Source organism: Aureibaculum koreense, assembly GCF_034296135.1.
Lineage (GTDB): Bacteria > Bacteroidota > Bacteroidia > Flavobacteriales > Flavobacteriaceae > Aureibaculum.
The window spans coordinates 68,463-88,245 of record NZ_JAXKVV010000001.1; the positions used below are offsets into that span (position 1 = coordinate 68,463).

General features: G+C 32.7%; 23 protein-coding genes. 7 read left to right on the forward strand and 16 right to left on the reverse strand.

Annotated elements, in window-relative coordinates; genetic code table 11:
* The 4 genes from UMM65_RS00330 to UMM65_RS00345 all read left to right on the forward strand — a co-directional run bounded on the left by UMM65_RS00330 (position 1) and on the right by UMM65_RS00345 (position 2,682).
* A complete protein-coding gene (locus tag UMM65_RS00330; protein WP_321974457.1) occupies positions 1 to 930 on the forward strand; it encodes an aspartate carbamoyltransferase catalytic subunit in 930 nt (309 codons plus the stop codon).
* Positions 927 to 1,259: a ribonuclease Z gene (locus UMM65_RS00335; RefSeq protein ID WP_321974458.1), complete on the forward strand. Its 333-nt coding sequence runs from the start codon at positions 927 to 929 to the stop codon at positions 1,257 to 1,259. Before UMM65_RS00330 ends, UMM65_RS00335 begins: the two co-directional genes overlap by 4 nt.
* Positions 1,260 to 1,372: 113 nt before the next feature.
* Entirely contained in the window at positions 1,373 to 1,729 is a 357-nt protein-coding gene (locus tag UMM65_RS00340; RefSeq protein WP_321974459.1) for a T9SS type A sorting domain-containing protein, read from the forward strand.
* On the forward strand, positions 1,726 to 2,682 hold the full coding sequence (locus UMM65_RS00345; RefSeq protein WP_321974460.1) for a ribonuclease Z: 957 nt from the start codon (positions 1,726 to 1,728) through the stop codon (positions 2,680 to 2,682). Before UMM65_RS00340 ends, UMM65_RS00345 begins: the two co-directional genes overlap by 4 nt.
* On the opposite strand, the gene UMM65_RS00350 is transcribed toward UMM65_RS00345, so the two are convergent.
* The 10 genes from UMM65_RS00350 to UMM65_RS00390 all read right to left on the reverse strand — a co-directional run bounded on the left by UMM65_RS00350 (position 2,663) and on the right by UMM65_RS00390 (position 9,579).
* Positions 2,663 to 3,832 carry a helix-turn-helix domain-containing protein gene (locus UMM65_RS00350; RefSeq protein WP_321974461.1) on the reverse strand — a complete coding sequence of 390 codons (1,170 nt, stop codon included), beginning with the start codon at positions 3,830 to 3,832 and terminating at the stop codon, positions 2,663 to 2,665. The two genes, UMM65_RS00345 and UMM65_RS00350, sit on opposite strands and share 20 nt — an antisense overlap.
* 208 nt (positions 3,833 to 4,040) lie before the next feature.
* Positions 4,041 to 4,241, reverse strand: coding sequence for a T9SS type A sorting domain-containing protein (locus UMM65_RS17600; protein ID WP_415859537.1), 201 nt, complete (start codon positions 4,239 to 4,241; stop codon positions 4,041 to 4,043).
* Between the two features lie 17 nt (positions 4,242 to 4,258).
* Positions 4,259 to 4,555, reverse strand: coding sequence for a hypothetical protein (locus tag UMM65_RS00355; RefSeq protein WP_321974462.1), 297 nt, complete (start codon positions 4,553 to 4,555; stop codon positions 4,259 to 4,261).
* Positions 4,528 to 5,472 carry a hypothetical protein gene (locus UMM65_RS00360; RefSeq protein ID WP_321974463.1) on the reverse strand — a complete coding sequence of 315 codons (945 nt, stop codon included), beginning with the start codon at positions 5,470 to 5,472 and terminating at the stop codon, positions 4,528 to 4,530. Before UMM65_RS00360 ends, UMM65_RS00355 begins: the two co-directional genes overlap by 28 nt.
* Before the next feature lie 54 nt (positions 5,473 to 5,526).
* Complete coding sequence (locus UMM65_RS00365) at positions 5,527 to 5,706, reverse strand: hypothetical protein (protein ID WP_321974464.1); 180 nt, start codon at positions 5,704 to 5,706, stop codon at positions 5,527 to 5,529.
* A gap of 59 nt (positions 5,707 to 5,765) precedes the next feature.
* On the reverse strand, positions 5,766 to 7,100 hold the full coding sequence (locus tag UMM65_RS00370) for an esterase/lipase family protein (protein WP_321974465.1): 1,335 nt from the start codon (positions 7,098 to 7,100) through the stop codon (positions 5,766 to 5,768).
* Between the two features lie 91 nt (positions 7,101 to 7,191).
* A complete protein-coding gene (locus UMM65_RS00375; RefSeq protein ID WP_321974466.1) occupies positions 7,192 to 7,809 on the reverse strand; it encodes a Riean_0653 family protein in 618 nt (205 codons plus the stop codon).
* Between the two features lie 101 nt (positions 7,810 to 7,910).
* Positions 7,911 to 8,534: a hypothetical protein gene (locus UMM65_RS00380; RefSeq protein ID WP_321974467.1), complete on the reverse strand. Its 624-nt coding sequence runs from the start codon at positions 8,532 to 8,534 to the stop codon at positions 7,911 to 7,913.
* Complete coding sequence (locus UMM65_RS00385) at positions 8,531 to 9,085, reverse strand: outer membrane beta-barrel protein (protein ID WP_321974468.1); 555 nt, start codon at positions 9,083 to 9,085, stop codon at positions 8,531 to 8,533. Before UMM65_RS00385 ends, UMM65_RS00380 begins: the two co-directional genes overlap by 4 nt.
* A 131-nt stretch (positions 9,086 to 9,216) precedes the next feature.
* Positions 9,217 to 9,579 (reverse strand): CoA-binding protein, encoded by a 363-nt coding sequence (locus UMM65_RS00390; RefSeq protein WP_321974469.1) that lies wholly within the window; start codon positions 9,577 to 9,579, stop codon positions 9,217 to 9,219.
* Between the two features lie 156 nt (positions 9,580 to 9,735).
* Between UMM65_RS00390 and UMM65_RS00395 the strand changes: the two genes are divergently transcribed.
* The 3 genes from UMM65_RS00395 (at position 9,736) to UMM65_RS00405 (ending at position 13,684) form a co-directional block, all read left to right on the forward strand.
* Positions 9,736 to 11,442 carry an alanine/glycine:cation symporter family protein gene (locus UMM65_RS00395; protein ID WP_321974470.1) on the forward strand — a complete coding sequence of 569 codons (1,707 nt, stop codon included), beginning with the start codon at positions 9,736 to 9,738 and terminating at the stop codon, positions 11,440 to 11,442.
* Between the two features lie 12 nt (positions 11,443 to 11,454).
* Positions 11,455 to 12,381 (forward strand): ComEA family DNA-binding protein, encoded by a 927-nt coding sequence (locus UMM65_RS00400; RefSeq protein ID WP_321974471.1) that lies wholly within the window; start codon positions 11,455 to 11,457, stop codon positions 12,379 to 12,381.
* A gap of 163 nt (positions 12,382 to 12,544) precedes the next feature.
* Positions 12,545 to 13,684 carry an acyl-CoA dehydrogenase family protein gene (locus UMM65_RS00405; RefSeq protein WP_321974789.1) on the forward strand — a complete coding sequence of 380 codons (1,140 nt, stop codon included), beginning with the start codon at positions 12,545 to 12,547 and terminating at the stop codon, positions 13,682 to 13,684.
* A gap of 116 nt (positions 13,685 to 13,800) precedes the next feature.
* Here the strand turns inward: UMM65_RS00405 and UMM65_RS00410 are convergent, their stop codons facing one another.
* The 6 genes from UMM65_RS00410 to UMM65_RS00435 form a co-directional block, all read right to left on the reverse strand.
* Entirely contained in the window at positions 13,801 to 14,622 is an 822-nt protein-coding gene (locus UMM65_RS00410; RefSeq protein ID WP_321974472.1) for an FkbM family methyltransferase, read from the reverse strand.
* 226 nt (positions 14,623 to 14,848) lie between these two features.
* Complete coding sequence (locus UMM65_RS00415; RefSeq protein ID WP_321974790.1) at positions 14,849 to 16,273, reverse strand: CCA tRNA nucleotidyltransferase; 1,425 nt, start codon at positions 16,271 to 16,273, stop codon at positions 14,849 to 14,851.
* Positions 16,274 to 16,392: 119 nt separating this feature from the next.
* A complete protein-coding gene (locus tag UMM65_RS00420) occupies positions 16,393 to 16,953 on the reverse strand; it encodes an L-threonylcarbamoyladenylate synthase (RefSeq protein WP_321974473.1) in 561 nt (186 codons plus the stop codon).
* A gap of 50 nt (positions 16,954 to 17,003) precedes the next feature.
* On the reverse strand, positions 17,004 to 17,762 hold the full coding sequence (locus UMM65_RS00425) for a glycosyltransferase family 2 protein (protein ID WP_321974474.1): 759 nt from the start codon (positions 17,760 to 17,762) through the stop codon (positions 17,004 to 17,006).
* 10 nt (positions 17,763 to 17,772) lie between these two features.
* Complete coding sequence (locus UMM65_RS00430; protein ID WP_321974475.1) at positions 17,773 to 18,756, reverse strand: stealth family protein; 984 nt, start codon at positions 18,754 to 18,756, stop codon at positions 17,773 to 17,775.
* A 54-nt stretch (positions 18,757 to 18,810) separates the two neighbouring features.
* On the reverse strand, positions 18,811 to 19,626 hold the full coding sequence (locus UMM65_RS00435) for a 2,3,4,5-tetrahydropyridine-2,6-dicarboxylate N-succinyltransferase (RefSeq protein WP_321974476.1): 816 nt from the start codon (positions 19,624 to 19,626) through the stop codon (positions 18,811 to 18,813).
* Positions 19,627 to 19,783: the final 157 nt, after the last annotated feature.

Below are 19,783 nucleotides of genomic sequence, written 5' to 3' on the forward strand. Positions count from 1 at the left end.
ATGAAAGCGTTAAGCACAGACCATTTATTAGGGATTAAATATCTCAAAAAAGAAGATATAAATCTAATTTTTGAAACTGCAGATCATTTTAAAGAGGTAATTAACAGACCTATTAAAAAAGTACCTTCGCTGAGGGACATAACCATTGCCAATCTATTTTTCGAAAATAGTACACGGACAAAATTATCTTTTGAACTGGCAGAAAAAAGACTTTCGGCAGATATAATTAATTTTTCGGCAAGTCAGTCTTCAGTTAAAAAAGGCGAAACACTCATTGATACCGTTAACAATATCCTTTCTATGAAAGTTGATATTGTGGTGATGCGTCATCCTAATGTGGGTGCAGGTGTTTTCTTGTCAAAACACGTTGATGCAAGGATTATAAATGCCGGTGATGGAGCTCACGAACATCCAACACAAGCATTGCTTGATAGTTACTCTATTAAAGAAAAATTGGGAACGGTCAAGGATAAAAAAGTTGTTATTATTGGTGATATTTTACATTCTCGTGTAGCTTTATCGAATATTTTTGCCTTACAGTTACAAGGAGCAAAAGTTAAAGTTTGTGGGCCAACAACGTTAATTCCAAAACATATTACGAGCTTAGGTGTAGAGGTTGAAACCAATTTGAAGAAAGCATTGGAATGGTGTGATGTTGCCAACGTATTACGTGTGCAACATGAGCGAATGGACATCAAATATTTCCCGTCAATAAGAGAATATACACAACTTTTCGGAATCAATAAAGAAATATTGGATAGCCTTGGCAAGAAAATTGTAATTATGCATCCAGGACCTATAAATAGAGGTGTTGAAATTACAAGTGATGTTGCCGATTCCAACCAGTCCATCATTTTAAATCAGGTTGAAAATGGCGTTGCAGTTAGAATGGCAGTGATTTATTTATTAGCACAACAAATAAAAAAATGATTATAGAAAAAACGGACATAGCCACTGTTTTTAGAAACGAAAAATTAGCAATTGATGATTTTTTTTCGGATTTCTCAAAAAAATATATTAATTTTAAAAACGAGAATATTATTCTTGATTTTTCTAAGACTAAAGGGGTAGATATAGAAAATATCTTATTATTTTTGCCGATTGTTGAACAACATAGAAGTAATGGCATGTCTTTTGTTATTATTTTAAACGAAATTGAGGCAGATAAATTCCCTGATGAAATAATTGTTGTACCTACGCTTGTTGAAGCCATGGACATAGTAGAGATGGAAAATATTGAACGAGATTTAGGATTCTAGGCCTCACCCAGAATTTCAAAAAAAAAGAAATTCTGACCTCTCCCAAGCAGAGGTAAAATAAGGTGTTAATTGAGAATATTTAATTAAATTATGGGAAAAATTTTAAATAGCTTATGGTAAAAAAACTACTCTTATTTATTTTATTGGTTTCACTTTCTTTAGCTGTTTTTGCACAACAGCCGGAAAAAAATGGCAGTACACCAGATTCGGCAACTGTTATTAAAGAAATTGTGGCCTCACCTAACCCTTTTAGTGTTACAACTAAAATTAAATTTCAAGCAAATGCTGTTTTTGAAATTCAATTTTCGGTTAAAGACCTAATTGGTAATGTGGTTTATTCTCAAAAATACACCACCAAAAAGGGTTCAAATTCCATACCTTTCTACAGAGATAAGTTAGATTCAGGAATTTACATTTATTCAATTAAAACCAATACCGAAATTAAATCTAAACGGATTGTTATTAAATGAGCATAAGTTTGACCATATTGGGCTGTCATTCAGCCACACCGAGAACCTTTGCACATCCAACATCACAGTATTTAGAGATTAACAACAGACGGTTTTTAATTGATTGTGGTGAAGGTACGCAGGTTCAGCTCAGAAAATATAAAATTAAATTTTCTGCCATTGACCATATCTTTATTTCGCATTTGCACGGCGATCATTATTTTGGTTTAATTGGTTTAATTTCAACTCTCGGTCTTTTAAATCGTAAAAACGATCTGCATATTTATGCTCCAACAGGTCTTAAAGAAATTATTACTTTACAATTGCGAACCAGCAATTCCTGGCCACAGTTCCATATTAATTTCCATGAATTGGAAAGTGATAAAAGTGAGTTGATATTTGAAGATAATAAAATGGAAGTTTTTACAATTCCGTTAGAGCATCGTGTGTATACCAATGGTTTTTTATTCAAAGAGAAAATTGGCGAACGTAAGCTGAATATTGAGGCGATTAAAGAAAATCCCGAAATTGAAATTTGCGACTATCAGAATTTAAAAGATGGTAAGGATTTTTTAAAAATGAATGGTAAAGTTATTGACAATAGAAAATTAACATTCAATCCGAATAAACCATTGAGTTATGCTTTTTGTAGCGATACGGTTTACAAACCGGAAATAACTTCTATAATAAAGAATGTGGATTTGCTATACCACGAAGCTACTTTTTTAAAGGATAGGCAAGAAACAGCACTTACTACGAAACATTCTACTGCTGAGGAAGCGGCTAAAATTGCTAAAAAAGCAAAAGTAGGTCAATTGATACTTGGCCACTTTTCTAGTAGGTACGATAATGTAGAACTTTTTAAACAAGAGGCCGAAACTATTTTTGATAATGTTATTCTTGGCAAAGAAGGTAAAATTATTAAAATTGATAGTAAAGTACCGGACGAGTTGATTATTGCACATCAGAATTAAGCATTATTTTTTTATATTCCGCAGGGGTTTTACCCGTAAATTTTTTAAATACCGCATAAAAAGTAGATTTTGAATTAAATCCAGATTCAAGCCCGATGCTCAAAATTTTATAATTTGCATAATCTTTGTCCGCCAAAAGTTCTTTTGCCTGATTTACACGGTAGTTATTGATATAATCGGTAAAATTGGTTTTATTGCTTTTATTTATAATTGACGATAAAAAACTAGCACTAATATCTAATTCTTCCGCTAAAGTTTCCAAACTTAACTTCGCATTTGTAAATTTTTTGGTATTCTTTATATAAGTATCGATCTCCATAAAATGAATATGTTGTTTTTTGCTGTCAACATAATCTTCATTTTGTATTTTGACAAATTGGTTTAGAGCTATTCGGCTTTTTATTTGATTTCTGATAGAGATTCTATTATTTATAAACCTATGCTGTTGAGTACCGTGGTAGCCCAACCAATAAATAAGTATCGAAATACTAATTCTTATGGGGTCATAATATTTTGCAGGATTAAAAATAGCGAGCTCATAGCTCTTATAGAGGGCGATAACCCACAAAAGAACTAAACCCATGGAAAAAAACAGAAAAATTTTTATCCAATTTAAATTGTCAAAATCCAAGATATAGAACAGTTCCTTTTTATAAGTAAAGACGATAAATACGGCATATAAAAAAATAGAAATACTGTATATAAAGATTATGGTTTCTTCAATTAAGTTATATTGACCCATAAAATCACCAATATAATTTGGACTATAATTATGTGTACGTAAATAGATCAATAAAACTAATCTTGTGATTACCGCAACAGCAAATAAAACAATTGAAAAAATAAGGAAAGATTTATACCTTTTATTAAATTTTAAATAGTTGATCAAAAATAAATAAAACATGGGCACTAAAAAAAAGTACCAAGAAATTTGCATGTATTTTACATAAAAATTGGAGGAAATAAAACTTCTATTTATCAACCAAGCTTGTAAATTGTTCGCGGAAAGAAAAAAAACCGTCAGATTTAAAAATAAAATCGCTTTGTTTGATAATTTATTTTTAAAAAAGGTTACGATATTAAATAAAAAACCTTGAATTACACCAGCAATAAGCAGTATATTCAACAAGTTAATGCTGTTGGGTTGCATGTTTTTGATGATTACCTCACAATAAAGTACTTTTCTTTATTGAATTTGCGACAAATTAAAACTCCTAATTATTAAGGTATAAATATATATTAAATTCATTACAAAACACTAAAAATTTATCACAAAAATAGCCGCTTCAAAAAAATTGAAGCGACTATTTAGTACCAGTCAATATTTTTAACTGTGATAAAGATTGTTAAAACTTAACTTAATCAATAATGATATGATGGGTTTCTGAGTTTTTTCCAGAAATTATCTTTAATATATACTGTCCCTTTTTAAGATTTGAAACGTTAATATTTTTTAAAGTTTCTATTTCCCCTTCAAGCACTAAACCATTACTAAAATTAAAAAGCCTATAAAATGATTTTTCCTGTTTGGTTTTACCATTTTGCTTATCACCAACCATAGACTCTCTCTCAATATTTAAGGTTTCTGTCGCTGGGTTGGGATAAATTCTAAATAATATCCACCAATGATACTAAATGTAGTAGGATTTGAAAAAGAGCTTTGCCCACATTTATTAGTAGCTTGTATAGATATATCAGCAGAAGAACCATAGACACTTGGAATATTAATAAAGATTCCATTTGGAGCTACATTAAAATAATTAAAAGGCATATTCCAGTTAAAAGAAGTTATTTCTTGTTCTAAATAACCATGTGTAACAACAACTGAGTTGCTCCCATTGGTGGTTAATGTATGTGGTACGGAAGCCTGCATACGTTCAAAATATAGTAAGTTAGGGTTTTTGGCTTACCCGCCCATACTTCTTTTTTAATTGTACCTGTAGATAAAACCGCTTGAACATAGGCCATTCCACTAATTTGACTGTTAATTGGTTTTACGTTAACACTATTGTTCGTTGAACTTATAATTTGTAAATTCGATGACACTTGCCAATTTATTGTACCCGACACTTTACATGCATCTATAGAGTATGTTTTTACTTCATTAGAACATAAACAGTTAACCCCTGTTATATCTTTATCCTTTAAATATACCGTTGGAGGTTGAGATTTGCCTGCCAATTCAGCCAACAACCAATTTACACTTTCTTCAGTAAATGAAGTATGCCGTTCATTTATCTTAGGACCGTAATAACTATCAAAAGGGATTTCATCGTTACAAATCAAATTTCTGTCCATTTTTTGACCCCAATTAAAATCAGGGTTTTTAAACCCTAAAGCACTCGCTACTGGGATAAATGAATTTACATGTTCAATTTTTCTCATTTCAAACCAACTTAATTCACTTGGTTTATTTTCTATCGTAGTTTTAGTTAATATTTGTTGCGTTGGAAACCAGCCTCCAGGAACGTTATCCATACTCCCTCTCGAATTATAATTTGTTCTGCTCCTAGTTACACTATAATAAGGGTTCTGTTTTCTATAAAAATGAGCAACTTCGCTATGATTTCCAGACTCGGGCATAAAATAAGCATGCAATCTAGTTCCTACTATTTTAGCCCCTAAAATATTCTTAATACCAACAATATCTAAGACTTGTTCTTCACTATTCGAATAATGGTCATCTCTTAGAGCATTGTTATCGTTAAAATTAAAATGGTTAATTTTGAAAGGATTTTTAAAAGCTTTAGACCCTAGTAATGAACCATTGACCAATGCCAGTTTACGCAAATTTTGAGGATACCCCTTACTGTTTGCTACCCCATTATTATAAAGACTATTATACTAATTTATAAAATATGGATGTCCTTTTGTTTGAGAGTAGCCTTGTGATACTGTTCTTCCATCCAAATTATAACCATCTGAATCACTATATTGTTCAATCAATTGTTGTTTGGCAGCTGGTGAGCCCAATTGATCTTCAACAAAATCCTCAGCGTCAACATTTCCCGTACTTGCAATCATATTTACAAGATTTTGTATTCCAAAAGGTATATTTGCTCCTAAATGGGGGCTGTCAACGCTTACCCAAAGCCGGGTGTTATGTGGTATGTTGTCTTTTCCATATAAGCCAAGGCGTATCGGCTTATTTGCCCACCCATACTTGGACCAACTATTACCAATTCTTCATTACTGTTGTTTTGGGCCAATACACTATTTAAATGTTGATACAAGGTAACATGGTTCATAGCATTACGCTCTATATAATCTGCACCACCGTCTATTTGTGTCACCACTCCGTTTATAGTTCTGGTATAAACAGGGTGGTTAACGATGATAACATCATAACCTAAACCTCTTAGCTCTTCGATAATTTCGACTGGGTCATTATCACTATCAAAATATATCATCATCTCTTCAATAGAAACATGATCTACATCAGATTCACCAGGATGTGGATCAGAATCTTGTATCTTTCGTTTGTCCAAAGGGTCAAAGCCATCTATTATAACTATAGGCTTGTTCAATACTGTATTGTTATTTACTAAATCATAAAAAATACGGTACTCTAATTGACCATTGATAGGTGTAGACTCGTCATAGCCTTGAAACGGAATAGTAGAAACTATAGAGTGAGATTCAATTAAATTACCTCCAGACTTTAGCGTTGAATTTGATACTACTTTTACATGAATTTTAGCTTTGGTGGTAACCGAAGTACCATCGGAAAATTGAGCGGTAAACGATATTGTTTTTTCACCCGTGCTTTTGTAGTTAACAGAAATGGATTGTTTATTCAATATATCTTTATTGATAAGCGTGTGCTTTTGGTTAGTGCCAAAATTTGCTACGAGGTTAATTATCCTCTTATCTTCTGTTTCTTCAAAGAAAAATGATTTGTCAAAATTAAAGACGATAGTTTGTCCTACAACATATTTTTTTAAGGGCGATACTACCAATACATGTTTTGTTAAAAACGGATCTTCTCCCTTTACAGGCTGATAAACATTGTTTACCAAACGTAAACCTCCTAAATCCTTGCTTTCAGCATTATAATTAAGCGTTTGAAATGTTGCATTGATAATACCTACATCGACGACATTTTGAAACTTTTCATTCGTATATTTATTTCTAAGATCTCTGTAATATACAAATTTCTGTTTATTAGAAGCTATGTACAGTTCGTGTAAGGCTTGTTCAAAATGCCTAGGGCTAGACATGTTTTCGTTACTTCCGTTAAACTCGTCCAATGCTGCCCACGGCGTTACCCTTTCATAGAGAATACCTGAGGTCAAGGTTTTTTTATCAATATGCACCAGCATACTATCTACCTTTGTCAAAGGTTTTTGGGGTATTTTTTGAGCATAATTTAAAGACGTAAAAAGTAAAACAGATACATAAAGTAATATTTTTTTCATAATTTTAAAGTATTAAAAGTGAAACAATTGTTAAGCGGTTGTTTTATAGTTAATTTCAGGTATCGTTGCCGCGATACCTGTTTTTTATGTGTTAAGGGAAATTGGTGTACATTACTGTATCCCATTTCAAATCAAAACGGCCTTCTGCAATTTCAATAATGTCTGACGCATCATCTCTATTTTGCAAAGTACAATTGAAAGTTCCTGAAACTATTCTATTTTCAAAATCGTAACGGGTTATGATTAATATTCCCCCGTTTTCAATGGAACAGTACCATTTAAGAGTTTGAGTCTTTTCATCAAACCATCTAATACGAATATTAATATTAGGATTGGCATCGCCCCCATCTTCACAGTTACTTTCATTGATAGTATATGTGCCTACACCAGTCTCATGTAAATCAACAATATGTAAATCGAATAACCCCATGTTACCAGTTTTAAAATCGCGTATTTTAATTTCGTTGTAGTCATAATTAGGACCTGTTCCAGATCCAGAATAAGACACCCCCTTATCTTGGGTGTGAAGCGTTCCCGTACCATCTCTTGGTGTTAATAATTGACCATCTACATAACAACCAAATGTATTTTCGCCCGTTTGGGTTATGGGTGGTAGTGTGGGTCTGAATTCATCATCATCGCTACAAGAACCAGAAGTGAATAATCCTGTTAATAATAACAGCAAAATAAATTTTTTAAGTGTTTTCATAATTTCTTTATTTTAAATTATTGTATAAAATTAGTAAGTTGTATTTTAAAAAAGTCCGAAAACATCCAATTTGGATAATTTCGGACAACATTTATCTTTCATTATTTTCTTTTAAAATTATGTTTTATCCCAATGTTCAAAAAATAATTGTCGGTAGAGTTAGGTGTGATAAATGTTGGTCCATCATCTCTATCCTTGCCAAGTCCTTTTAATTCAGCTTCAACATAAATAGCGGTATTAGTATTGATATATTGGCTAAAACCAATACCCAAAATATTATAATCGACAAAAAAAGTTGGGCAATTTGTTCGTTCACCTTCGTAATATTGGTAGTTGCTCACGGTTTCTTGGTTCAAGGCGAACCCTGTCTTTAAAAACCCTCTAAAATTCTTGGCAATTTTATACTCCCACTTTATATTTAAAATTAATGCAATGGACTCTCCGTCAAATTTGCGATAACTGGCATCGCTTCTTCCACTAGATTGCCCAATTTTAAAATATTTAAGCCTTGCCATTGCACTCCAGTTACTTGTAAGGAAATACTCGGCTATCAGTCCGCCTTGAAATGAATTTTTTTGTTCGTTCCAATTAAACGAGATAATATGATTAAGCCCCATTTCAGCACCAAAAAACCAATTTTTATAAGGGTTAACGATGCTATCCGATTGTGAATATGATTTGATTGTAAATGACAGTAAAAAACACGCAATGATTAGTCGTTTCATCTTTTTCGCTTTATAAAATTAAATTGTACAATAAACCCTGTATTAAAAACAGAATTTACTGAATTGATGTTTTGTTCAAATTTTAATCCCAAGGAAATAAAATCGTTAAACTTATATCTTATTCTGGCGGATATTGGAAAGCCCATAGTGGTAAATCTTTTATTCTTTATCACGTTTTTGCTATTTTCATAAAAATAATCTCTCGTTTTAACTGAAAAATAACCAAGACCAGCAAAAGCATCAACGCTAAACCTATTGCTCAGCGGAAACTCCCTACCATACATCAGGTTTATTTGCTGTACATTATCATTATATCCAAATAAATCAATCTCTTCTCCCGCATTGACGGAAAGCATAAAAACATTTTGTTTATACCCAAAAGCCACTTCGCCATTTAATAAAAAACCAGCTGAGCTATCTAAGTTTGGTTTATTAAAAATATAAGCCCCAGGAGAAACCGCAGCTGATTTCAAATAGAAAATTTCACTGTTATTTTGGGACAAAATGGAAAGTGGAAAAACGAGAAATACTACAATTTTTAAATACTTCATATTGCTTTATTTAAAATTAAAAAATAAAGCTAGTGCATTGAAAATTAAAAAAGTCCGAAAACATCCAATTTGGATAATTTCGGACAACATTTATAAATATTTAAAGCTAAGAGAATTTTAAAATAGAGTTATTAATACTCATCAACAGACAACAGCACTAAAGTACAAGCCACTTCAGCTTCAATTTTATTTTTCTTTAGCAAGTCAACAAATTCTTGGTTTTCAGTACCTGGGTTAAAGATTACCCGCTTGGGTTTTAATGCTATTATATAATCGTAATACTCTTCTTGCCTGTCCGGATTTAAATACAAAGTAACAGTATGTATATCTTTATATTGGGGTTTACCTGTTTCTATTCGTACTATGCCAATTAACCCTTGTTTTGAACCTATTGCTTTTACATCGTAATTCTTATCAAGCAATCTCTTTATGGCAATATAAGCATACCTGCTCGGTTTTATTGAAGCACCGATTACTAATGTTTTTTTACTCATTTAATGGTTAGTTTTTCTAGGTCATAAGATAAGCATTTTTTTAGATTTTAGACAGTATAAAATAATGTTTATTCAATATTTAATCTCAAAATTTTCATTAACTGCTTTTTTTTTATGATATTGCAACGTAAAATATAAAAATCAACTCCTTTCATTATGAATAAAAAGTTACTGACTCTACTTGTATTTTTAGTTCCATTTATCAATTTTGCTCAAGAAACGAAAGAAATCGGTATCGACCAAAAAATTGATACGGCATTTAAGCCAATTTCGGATTTTATGTCCAACGTTATTTTCTTTGAAATAGCTGGTACACCTTTTGTGCTTATATTACTGGTTTTTAGTGCAGCTTTTTTTACTGTATATTTTGGTTTTCCTAATATTAGATACTTCGGAAAGGCAATCAATACTGTAAGAGGGAAATATGAAGATATTGAAAAACACGGTGCTAAAGAACTATACGGGGAGGGCGGCATTGCCCAAGGTATCGATCTCAATAAAGTAGATATTGACGAACACCTTAATAAAATAGAAGAAAAGCTCACAGCTAATGAGGATTTGGCCATAGATGGAGATATCGTCGATACAATTAGGGATGAAAGCTCAGAAGGGGAAGTATCACATTTTCAAGCCTTAGCCACAGCAGTTTCAGGCACAGTTGGTAATGGAAATATTGCAGGTGTTGCTTTGGCAATTGCTCTTGGTGGTCCTGGAGCAACCTTTTGGATGGTAATTTGTGGTTTACTAGGTATGTCAACGAAGTTTGTAGAATGTACACTTGGTGTGCAATATAGAGATGTGGGGGCAGACGGAACTGTGTATGGCGGACCAATGTATTATCTTAAAAAGGGATTAACGGAAAAAGGATTTGCTACTTTAGGTAAAATTACTGCTGTACTATTTTCAATATTTTGTATTGGTGGTTCATTTGGAGGTGGTAATGCTGCTCAATCAAATCAAGCAACTATAGTATTAAAAGAATTATTTGGGCTTGAAAGCACTCAGGCTGGGTTTTGGATAGGTGTTATACTAGCTATTACCGTTGGTATAATAATCATAGGAGGTATCAAAAGAATTGCTTCAGTTACAGAAAAGGTAGTTCCATTTATGGCATTACTTTATATTTTATGTTGTCTATATATAATCTTTAGCAATTTTACCCTTATCGATGATGCTTTTAGTTTAATTTTTACAGAAGCATTTAATCCTAAAGCAATTGGCGTAGGAGGCTTTATAGGTGTATTATTAGTTGGGTTTAAAAGAGCGGCGTTTTCTAATGAAGCGGGAGCCGGTTCTGCCTCAATAGCTCACTCTGCGGTTCGTACCAAATATTCAGCTAGTGAAGGACTGGTTGCCTTGTTAGAGCCTTTTATAGATACCGTTGTTATTTGTACAATGACCGCGTTGGTTATTATTATATTTAACTTTGGCGGATTTTTTGAATATGGAGATATTACTGGAGAAGGCGTGGCTATAATTAATGGGGAATCTTTTGAGGGTGCTGGTATTACTGCCAAGGCCTTTGCAGAATACATTCCTTATTCTAATGTGTTTTTAACAATTGCTGTGGTATTATTTGCTGTATCTACAATGATTTCGTGGTCATACTACGGTTTACAATCTTGGAAATTTTTATTTGGAAGAGGTAAAGTTGCTGACTTAACATATAAATTATTATTCTTATTATTTGTGGTTATTGGAGCTGCAGCGAGTATGAAATCTATTTGGGATTTTTCAGACGCAATGATTTTTGCAATGGTATTCCCGAACATGATAGGTCTATATTTCTTATTCCCAATAGTTAAAAAACAGCTGAAGAGATACCTCGATGCCATTAAGCTGAAAGCAAATGCAATAGATTAATAAAGTTTTAGAATGAAAGATTTAAAATCCCATTTCTGGTTCAATAAAAGCCAACGAAATGGGATTTTCTTTTTGGCTTTACTTATCGTACTACTGCAACTAGTCTATTTTTTTGTTGTTCCAATGTTTGAGAAAAATAGTGGTGTTGACGATGCCGAAATAAGTCAATTTCAACAAGAAATCGATTCGCTAAAACAAATTAAATTAGCTGAAAAGGACAATGAACCTAGCGTTAAAATCTACCCATTTAATCCAAGTTTTTTGACAGATTTTAAAGGATATCAATTAGGAATGACCCCTGATGAAATCGATAGGCTTTTAAAACACAGAGCAGACGGAAAATTTGTGAACTCTGCTAAGGAATTTCAAGAAATCACAAAAGTATCAGATAGTCTATTAGCGGAAATATCACCTTATTTTAAATTTCCAGATTGGGTTACAAATCCTAAAAAGAAATTGAATAACTGGGCTGATAATAAATATGAAAACCAAGAAAAAAATGAAAAACCCGTAACTAAAGTTGAGGAAAAACCCATCAAAATTCGCGATTTAAATAAAGCGACAGCAGAAGATTTACAATTAATAAACGGCATTGGCGAAAAATTATCACAACGTATCATCAGCTATAGAACTAAACTTGGCGGTTTTTTAATAAACCAACAGCTTTACGAAGTATATTATCTAGATAAAGAAGTAGCCGATAAGGTATTGGCACAATTTAAAATACTTTCAACACCAGCCATCAAAAAGATTAACGTAAACACTGCAACGTTCAAAGAGGTATTGTCTATCATTTATATTGATTATGAATTGACCAAAAAAATATTTGAATACCGTGACGAAGTTGCTGAAATACAATCGTTAGAAGAACTAAAGAAAATACCCGACTTTCCCATTGATAAATTCGATAGAATAGCCTTATATTTGGAAGCGAAATAATAGCCCATCCCTAACCCTTCCCAAAGGGAAGGGAATTAGTACGGATAAAAATAATTTTTTAAACAAAATAGCCGTATAAATTGGAGTTCCGATGTTTCCCCGCCTGTTGGCGGGGAAATGTTCATAGGACAAAGGGGCTTGATTACACAATTATATATTTATGATGAATTTTGAATATTCCGAAGAACAAAAGCATATAGCCGATGCGGCAAAAGAATTTGCCGAAAAATATATCCTTCCACATATTATGGAATGGGACGAGGCACAAACTTTTCCAGTTTCTCTGTTTAAAAAAGCAGGTGAGATGGGTTTTATGGGCGTTTTTATCCCCGAAGAATATGGTGGATCAGGACTTGGATATCATGAATATATTGCCATTATAGAAGAAATCTCTAAAGTAGATCCGTCAATAGGGTTGTCGGTTGCTGCTCATAATTCACTGTGTAGCGGTCATATTTATTACTTCGGTAATGATGCTCAAAAGAAAAAATGGTTGCCAAAATTAGCTAATGCAGAATGGATCGGTGCTTGGGGACTTACCGAACACAATACAGGATCTGATGCTGGGGGTATGAACACCACAGCGACTAAAGATGGAGATTATTATGTACTAAACGGAGCTAAAAACTTTATTACCCATGGTATTAGTGGTGATATTGCCGTGGTAATTGCCAGAACTGGCGAAAAAGGAGATTCGCACGGAATGTCTGCTTTTGTGATTGAAAAAGGAACAAAAGGATTTACCTCTGGCAAAAAAGAAGATAAATTGGGCATGAGGGCATCTGAAACCGCTGAACTTATATTTGATAATTGCAGAATCCATAAAGATAATTTATTGGGAGAAGAAGGTAACGGATTTATCCAAGCTCTTAAGGTTCTGGATGGCGGTAGAATTTCTATTGGTGCATTGAGTTTGGGTATAGCCAAAGGTGCTTATGAAGCTGCTTTAAAATACTCAAAAGAACGTGTCCAGTTTGGTAAGCCCATTAGCCAATTCCAAGGTATATCTTTTAAATTGGTAGATATGGCTACAGAAATTGAGGCCTCAGAACTATTGTTACATAAAGCTGCCGCTCTTAAGAATGCCGGTAAAAGTGTTACAAAAGCAGGTGCCATGGCAAAAATGTACGCTTCGGAAGTTTGTGTTAAAGCCGCCAACGAAGCCGTTCAAATACATGGCGGTTATGGTTATTCTAAAGAATTCCCTGTAGAAAAATTTTACAGAGATTCAAAATTATGTACTATTGGTGAAGGTACTACGGAAATTCAAAAGTTGGTTATTGCTAGGGATATTTTGAAGTAAGTAATTGAGATTCTTAATTTCATCTTTTAAATATTTTGTCAGCTTTGACAAAATAATTCTTAAAGTTACACGAAACGCTTATTTAATACTGTCTAAATTATTGTTGGACAAAGTTGTTAATTAACAAAAAACTTTTCAAAGCTCTCCAAAGGATATTGCATTGCGATTGTATCCCTACCAAAATTTTTAACGGCGTAGCTGTTTTTTATGAAATGTTCACAACATTCTTTCAAGTCTTTTTCAGATAAGTGCTTATTTTCAAAAATGACCACCTTTGGCTTAAATTTTTCAATATTAAAAATTTTAATCACTTCGTAATCGTATCCCTCAGTATCAATCTGCAATAAATCAATTTTAGAGATTTTATATTTCTCAATCAAGGTTTCTGGGCTAATCGTCATAATATCTTCTGTAACAATTTGCTCATCGGCAGTGGGGATTTCCACATTATATTTTCTACAATTACCCTCTACTTGCCCTGAAGAAAAAGCTTTTTCCAGACTTTCTCTTTGAAAAGATGCCAAACCAGTTGCCCAACGCATATCGCAAAAGCCTATTTTATACAGTTTTTGACTACCGTTTTCTGAACTTATGGCTGCATTTAATGTGTGGATTCCTTTATTCTTTTTATATACTTGGCTCAAGTATTGTTTGTGAACGTAAGACTGCGGTTCAAGCAATACGCCTTTCCAGCTATCACGCTTAATAAATTTGTGTATGGGGTCATTGTTTATACCATCATTCGCTCCAATTTGTATAACAAAAAACGAATCTCCCTTTGAAAGCGAATATTCATGTATAAACTCGCTTATACTACCTTTTTTGGGTCTGTAAAAATATTTATAATATCCTATAAATAACGGATTGTTATTTGAGCTCAATCTGAATCGCCCATGCTTCATCAACTTTTCTACTCGTGTTTTTATTTTTTTAATCATAAATTAATGGTTCAGATTTATTACAGATAACTCGCTAAATATAGGGCTGTTTTAAGGGCGAAAAGATAATAAAATTAATTAACTAATAATTTTAAGAAGATGAGTACTGTTAGAATCAAGGTTTAACCCGATAAATTGTTTGGTTTACACTCAACGAAAAAGTTTTGCTGATAAAAAATTTCTTAAAACAGACTATCCTTAAAGAGCCATCGGGGAGTTATTTAAATTAGACTTTTTTTAACCCCATCTTCTCAGCCTTCTTTATCATAAACTGATACGCCTCAACATAGTTATTTTTAATTTCGCCTTCTAAAATTGCCTCTTTTATAGCTTCTTTTAAAGTTCCTATTTCTCGGCAAGGTTTTAGGTTAAAGGTTTCCATGATAATTTCTCCTGTAATTGGCGGTTGAAAATTACGCACTTGGTCGCGTTCTTCTACATCGGCAATTTTTTCGCGTACCATTTTAAAATTATTCAGGTATTGCTTTCTTTTTTTAGGATTTTGGGTGGTGATATCGGCTTCACAATGCGTCATTAAATCGTCAATATCCTCTCCAGCATCAAAAATTAAACGCCTAACTGCTGAGTCGGTTACATCTTCTGCTAAAATTACAGGCCTAGAGCTTAACAACACCAATTTCTGAACATACTTCATCTTTTCGTTCAACGGCATTTTTAGGCGTTTAAACAATTTGTAAACCATTTTAGACCCGACGAACTCATGGCCATGGAACGTCCAGCCCAGTTTTTTGTCAAAGCGTTTTGTTGGTGCTTTGCCAATATCATGTAAAAGTGCCGTCCAGCGTAACCACAAATTATCGGTATGTTCTGAAATATTATCAACAACTTGCAAAGTATGATAAAAATTATCTTTGTGGCGTTGCCCTTTCTCCTCTTCTACGCCTTTTAAAGCAGTTAATTCGGGCAAAAAACGTTCTAATAAATTCGTTTTTTCAAGAAGTTTAAATCCGATAGACGGTTTATCGGATAATAATATTTTATGAAGTTCTTCAACAATCCGTTCTTTGGTAATTATATCTATTCTGGTGGCGTTTTTAGTGATTGCATTTAAAGAATTTTGCTCAATAGTAAAATTTAATTGTGTTGCAAAACGTATGGCACGCATCATCCGTAAAGGATCATCTGAATACGTAATGTCTGGGTCTAACGGTGTTTTAATAATTCCTTTTTTTAAATCATCAACTCCGTTAAACGGATCCAATAAATCACCATAATTATCTTCATTTAAGCTCAGTGCCATTGCGTTGATGGTAAAATCGCGACGGTTTTGGTCATCTTGCAATGTTCCTTGCTCAACCTCTGGGTTCCGGCTTTCTTTGGTGTAAGATTCTTTTCTAGCACCGACAAACTCAACTTCTAATTCTCCAAAACGCAGCATAGCGGTTCCATAAGTTTTAAAAATTTGAACTTGAGGATTATTTGGCAATAAACTCCCAACTTTTTTTGCCAATTTAATACCGCTACCAACAGTGACTATATCAATGTCTTTTGCCCCACTGTCTCTTTTTAATAAAAAATCACGAACAAAGCCTCCAATAACATAACTCTCCAAACCGAGCGATTTGGAAGCTTTTGAAATGTGTTGGAATATTTCTGATACTAAAGCGTCTTTATAATTGTTCAATGGTATTTTTTCTTTTGTCTTTAACTGTCATTCCGAGGCACGAGGAATCTTTTAAATATAAGTAAACATTTAAAAGATTCTTCGTTTCACTAAGCTACACTCTGAATGACAACAATTTAAAATAATCACTCTCGTATAATTTGCAATGTTTTATCCTCTAAAACCTTAATAATTCTTGAAGGCTGATTCATTATTTTATCTCGGTCCAAATTTACCACATAATCAACACCCTCCAAAATAGAATTGTCAATTTCTATAAATGAATTTGGTGTAGTGTTACCACTAATATTTGCCGAAGTAGAAACTATAGGTTTGCCAAACGCAGCAATTAAGTTTTGGCAAAAACGGTGTTTTACAACTCTTATGGCAACTGTATTATCTTTTGCGGTTACGTTTTTTGCCAATCCAACAGGGTTGTTATAGATTATGGTAGTTGGTCTTTCTGAATTTTTCAATATTTCCAAAACTTTTGCAGAAATATTTTTCACATAATTTTCTAGCATTTCCAACCCATCTACCAAAATAACCAGACTTTTGCTTTCTTCCCTTTTTTTTATGGTATAAATTTTTGAAACCGCTTCTTCGTCAGTCGCATCACAACCTAACCCCCATACAGTATCAGTGGGATAAAGTATGGTTTTGCATTTTTGTAGTATTTCTAGACTCTTTTTAACTTCTTCAATCATATTTCCAATAAAATAATATGGTAAAAAACCCCTTATGATATTATAAAAGATTAACTTTTATTATTTAAATTTCTTAAGTGTACATATCTGGAAAACACACCATAGGCCTGTACACTTGACATTACCAAACCCTGATACCCATCTAAAATTCCTAACTTAAAAAAATAATGTATAAAAAACCTAACTGGTGGTTTAATTAAAAAATGGTAAAGGTTGGGACGCTTTCCATTTTTGTATAATGACAATGCCTTTAAATAAGCGTAATTATTCGTTTTTTGCAAATAATGACCATAGTTTTTATAGGTATAATGTTCTATTTTATTCTTTAAAAAGCTTAATTCACCAACCGCATTAATGTTTTCGTGCACTAATTTACCATCATACTTGCATTTATCTTTTTTAAAGAGCCTAATTACCTTATCGTTCCGATAACCACTAAACCGAAGTTTTTTGCCCATGAAATAAAAGCTACGATATATATAAAAACCTACATATTCTCCGGGGTTATTTAGTGTTTGGATAATTTCATTTTTTAATTTATCCGAAATGCGTTCATCAGCATCCAAAACATATATCCAACTGTGTTTTGCCTTATCTATGGCAAAGTTTTTTTGTGATGAAAAATCGTCAAAAACACGTTGTAAAATACGTACTTTATTTTCTTGTGCTATTTCAATAGTATTATCGCTACTAAAAGAATCTATTACAATAATTTCGTCCGCAAATTCTACATTTTTAATAGCAGCTGCAATATTATCTTCTTCGTTTAATGTGGGGATTATTGCCGTTATTTTGTTATTGCCTATCAATGGTGAAAAATTAGTTGAATTTATCTTTTAGCCATTGAACAATATATTGCAATTTACTTTCTGGGCAAGAGGTTAAATTTTGCATGTTCAAAAATAATTTGTTTTTCCTTAGTTCATTTATATTTAACATTAGTTTGAACCAAATTAAGGGCTTTTTATAAGAACCAAAATAAACCAATTGATAATCGTTTTTTAAAACACATGTATTGTTTTTGATTTCTACGTGATTTATTAAACCATGAGGTAAAAACTGATTTACATTTCTTAGCTTATACTTTATATTTTCTTCTTCTAAGTGTTTGTTCTCTTTAAAAAAATGTTGAAAAGTAGATTTTCTTAATGGACTTGGGGTATGATGGAATTTATAATACCTATTAAAACCAAGAATTTTGGCTCCCTTTTGCTGTGCCCGTTTATGGCCTGCTCTTTTTTTGTTTACTTTCTTAATTTTTAATATACTCAATATTTGTTTGTACAAAACATCCTCTTCAAATTTTGACCATTTGCCTCTTAATACAGGTTGCCCTTTTTCAAAAAAATCCTCGGGTCGTGTTTTACCTAATAAAAAAAAGTCATCATTAAAGTACAAAAAATGTTCCGCTAAATCAGGAATTTTATAAAGTAATGTTTCAATTGCCCTAGAGTTAAAAGTAGGTAAATATTGTTCATATCCTTTAAAAATAGTTTTATGGTCTATAATTTTAACTTTAGAAAAAAGTTTATGATCACTATCTAAATTTTTTAAAAATAAAGGTGTTTGGTTGTCTGTAACAATAAATATATTTCTAACATAAGTGGCATTTTTTAAAATAGACTTTATAGCATATTCTATCTCATTAATTTGGTTGTACCTATTTTTTAAAGCTGTCTGGTTGTTCTTCTTTTGATTAGGGTTCAAATAAGCATTTAACTTTTTTCGGTGGTCATCATCATCGCCATCTACCCAAGTGAATACGACATCAATATCATAATTTGGAAAATTATCGTAAGGCATGTTAAGGTAGTTAGGTTAATTACAACTTCCAAGTCAGTTCAAAGCATAATTTATTTATACCGCCACATCGTATTCTCTCAGAGCATCGTTTAATGAGGTCTTTTTATTGGTGCTCTCTTTTCTTTTGCCAATAATCAACGCACACGGCACATTATAATTACCAGCTTTAAAAGTTTTTGTATAGCTTCCTGGAATAACCACAGATCCCGCAGGAACAACACCTTTTGAAATAACTGGTTCATCACCTGTCACATCAATAATTTTAGTGCTCATTGTCAGAACCACGTTAGCTCCTAAAACCGCTTCTTTTTCAACCCTAACTCCTTCAACTACAATACACCTTGAACCGATAAAACAATTGTCCTCAATTATTACCGGTGCGGCTTGCAATGGTTCTAACACTCCACCAATGCCTACACCTCCACTTAGATGTACATTTTTACCAATTTGTGCACAACTACCAACTGTTGCCCAAGTATCCACCATAGTGCCTTCGTCAACGTAAGCACCAATATTTACATAACTGGGCATTAAAATTGTGCCGCTTGAAATATAGGCTCCATGACGGGCAACTGCATTTGGTACTACTCGAATTCCTTTTTCTTGGTATCCTCTTTTCAAAGGCATTTTGTCGTGATATTCAAAAATTCCAGCCTCCAAAACTTCCATTTTTTGAATGGGAAAATACAGTACAACTGCTTTTTTCACCCATTCGTTAACTTGCCAACCAGATGCTGTAGGCTCAGCTACGCGTAACTTTCCTTCATCCAATAAGGTTATTACTTCTCTAATGTTTTGTTGTGTGGTTTGTTCTTTTAATAAATCACGGTTGTCCCATGCAGCTTCAATATTGTTTTGTAATTCGGTCATGTTTTCTGTTTGTAGTTTTTTTTATTATCGTTTAAACAATTGCATGCTTAAACGATTATAGATTCGGACAACAAATATAACCCCTTCATTTAAATTCAACATTATTTTAGCTGTTTATAACATAAAAGTTATTTTTGTATAAAATTTAACCTTAAAA

Bases quoted from the DNA above. Each gene is read 5' to 3' on its own strand.
- UMM65_RS00330 (WP_321974457.1), top strand. From the start codon at position 1: ATGAAAGCGTTAAGCACAGACCATTTATTAGGGATTAAATATCTCAAA.
- UMM65_RS00335 (WP_321974458.1), top strand. From the start codon at position 927: ATGATTATAGAAAAAACGGACATAGCCACTGTTTTTAGAAACGAAAAA.
- UMM65_RS00340 (WP_321974459.1), top strand. From the start codon at position 1,373: ATGGTAAAAAAACTACTCTTATTTATTTTATTGGTTTCACTTTCTTTA.
- UMM65_RS00345 (WP_321974460.1), top strand. From the start codon at position 1,726: ATGAGCATAAGTTTGACCATATTGGGCTGTCATTCAGCCACACCGAGA.
- UMM65_RS00350 (WP_321974461.1), bottom strand. From the start codon at position 3,832: ATGCAACCCAACAGCATTAACTTGTTGAATATACTGCTTATTGCTGGT.
- UMM65_RS17600 (WP_415859537.1), bottom strand. From the start codon at position 4,241: ATGGTTGGTGATAAGCAAAATGGTAAAACCAAACAGGAAAAATCATTT.
- UMM65_RS00355 (WP_321974462.1), bottom strand. From the start codon at position 4,555: ATGCAGGCTTCCGTACCACATACATTAACCACCAATGGGAGCAACTCA.
- UMM65_RS00365 (WP_321974464.1), bottom strand. From the start codon at position 5,706: ATGATTGCAAGTACGGGAAATGTTGACGCTGAGGATTTTGTTGAAGAT.
- UMM65_RS00370 (WP_321974465.1), bottom strand. From the start codon at position 7,100: ATGAAAAAAATATTACTTTATGTATCTGTTTTACTTTTTACGTCTTTA.
- UMM65_RS00375 (WP_321974466.1), bottom strand. From the start codon at position 7,809: ATGAAAACACTTAAAAAATTTATTTTGCTGTTATTATTAACAGGATTA.
- UMM65_RS00380 (WP_321974467.1), bottom strand. From the start codon at position 8,534: ATGAAACGACTAATCATTGCGTGTTTTTTACTGTCATTTACAATCAAA.
- UMM65_RS00385 (WP_321974468.1), bottom strand. From the start codon at position 9,085: ATGAAGTATTTAAAAATTGTAGTATTTCTCGTTTTTCCACTTTCCATT.
- UMM65_RS00390 (WP_321974469.1), bottom strand. From the start codon at position 9,579: ATGAGTAAAAAAACATTAGTAATCGGTGCTTCAATAAAACCGAGCAGG.
- UMM65_RS00395 (WP_321974470.1), top strand. From the start codon at position 9,736: ATGAATAAAAAGTTACTGACTCTACTTGTATTTTTAGTTCCATTTATC.
- UMM65_RS00400 (WP_321974471.1), top strand. From the start codon at position 11,455: ATGAAAGATTTAAAATCCCATTTCTGGTTCAATAAAAGCCAACGAAAT.
- UMM65_RS00405 (WP_321974789.1), top strand. From the start codon at position 12,545: ATGAATTTTGAATATTCCGAAGAACAAAAGCATATAGCCGATGCGGCA.
- UMM65_RS00410 (WP_321974472.1), bottom strand. From the start codon at position 14,622: ATGATTAAAAAAATAAAAACACGAGTAGAAAAGTTGATGAAGCATGGG.
- UMM65_RS00420 (WP_321974473.1), bottom strand. From the start codon at position 16,953: ATGATTGAAGAAGTTAAAAAGAGTCTAGAAATACTACAAAAATGCAAA.
- UMM65_RS00430 (WP_321974475.1), bottom strand. From the start codon at position 18,756: ATGCCTTACGATAATTTTCCAAATTATGATATTGATGTCGTATTCACT.
- UMM65_RS00435 (WP_321974476.1), bottom strand. From the start codon at position 19,626: ATGACCGAATTACAAAACAATATTGAAGCTGCATGGGACAACCGTGAT.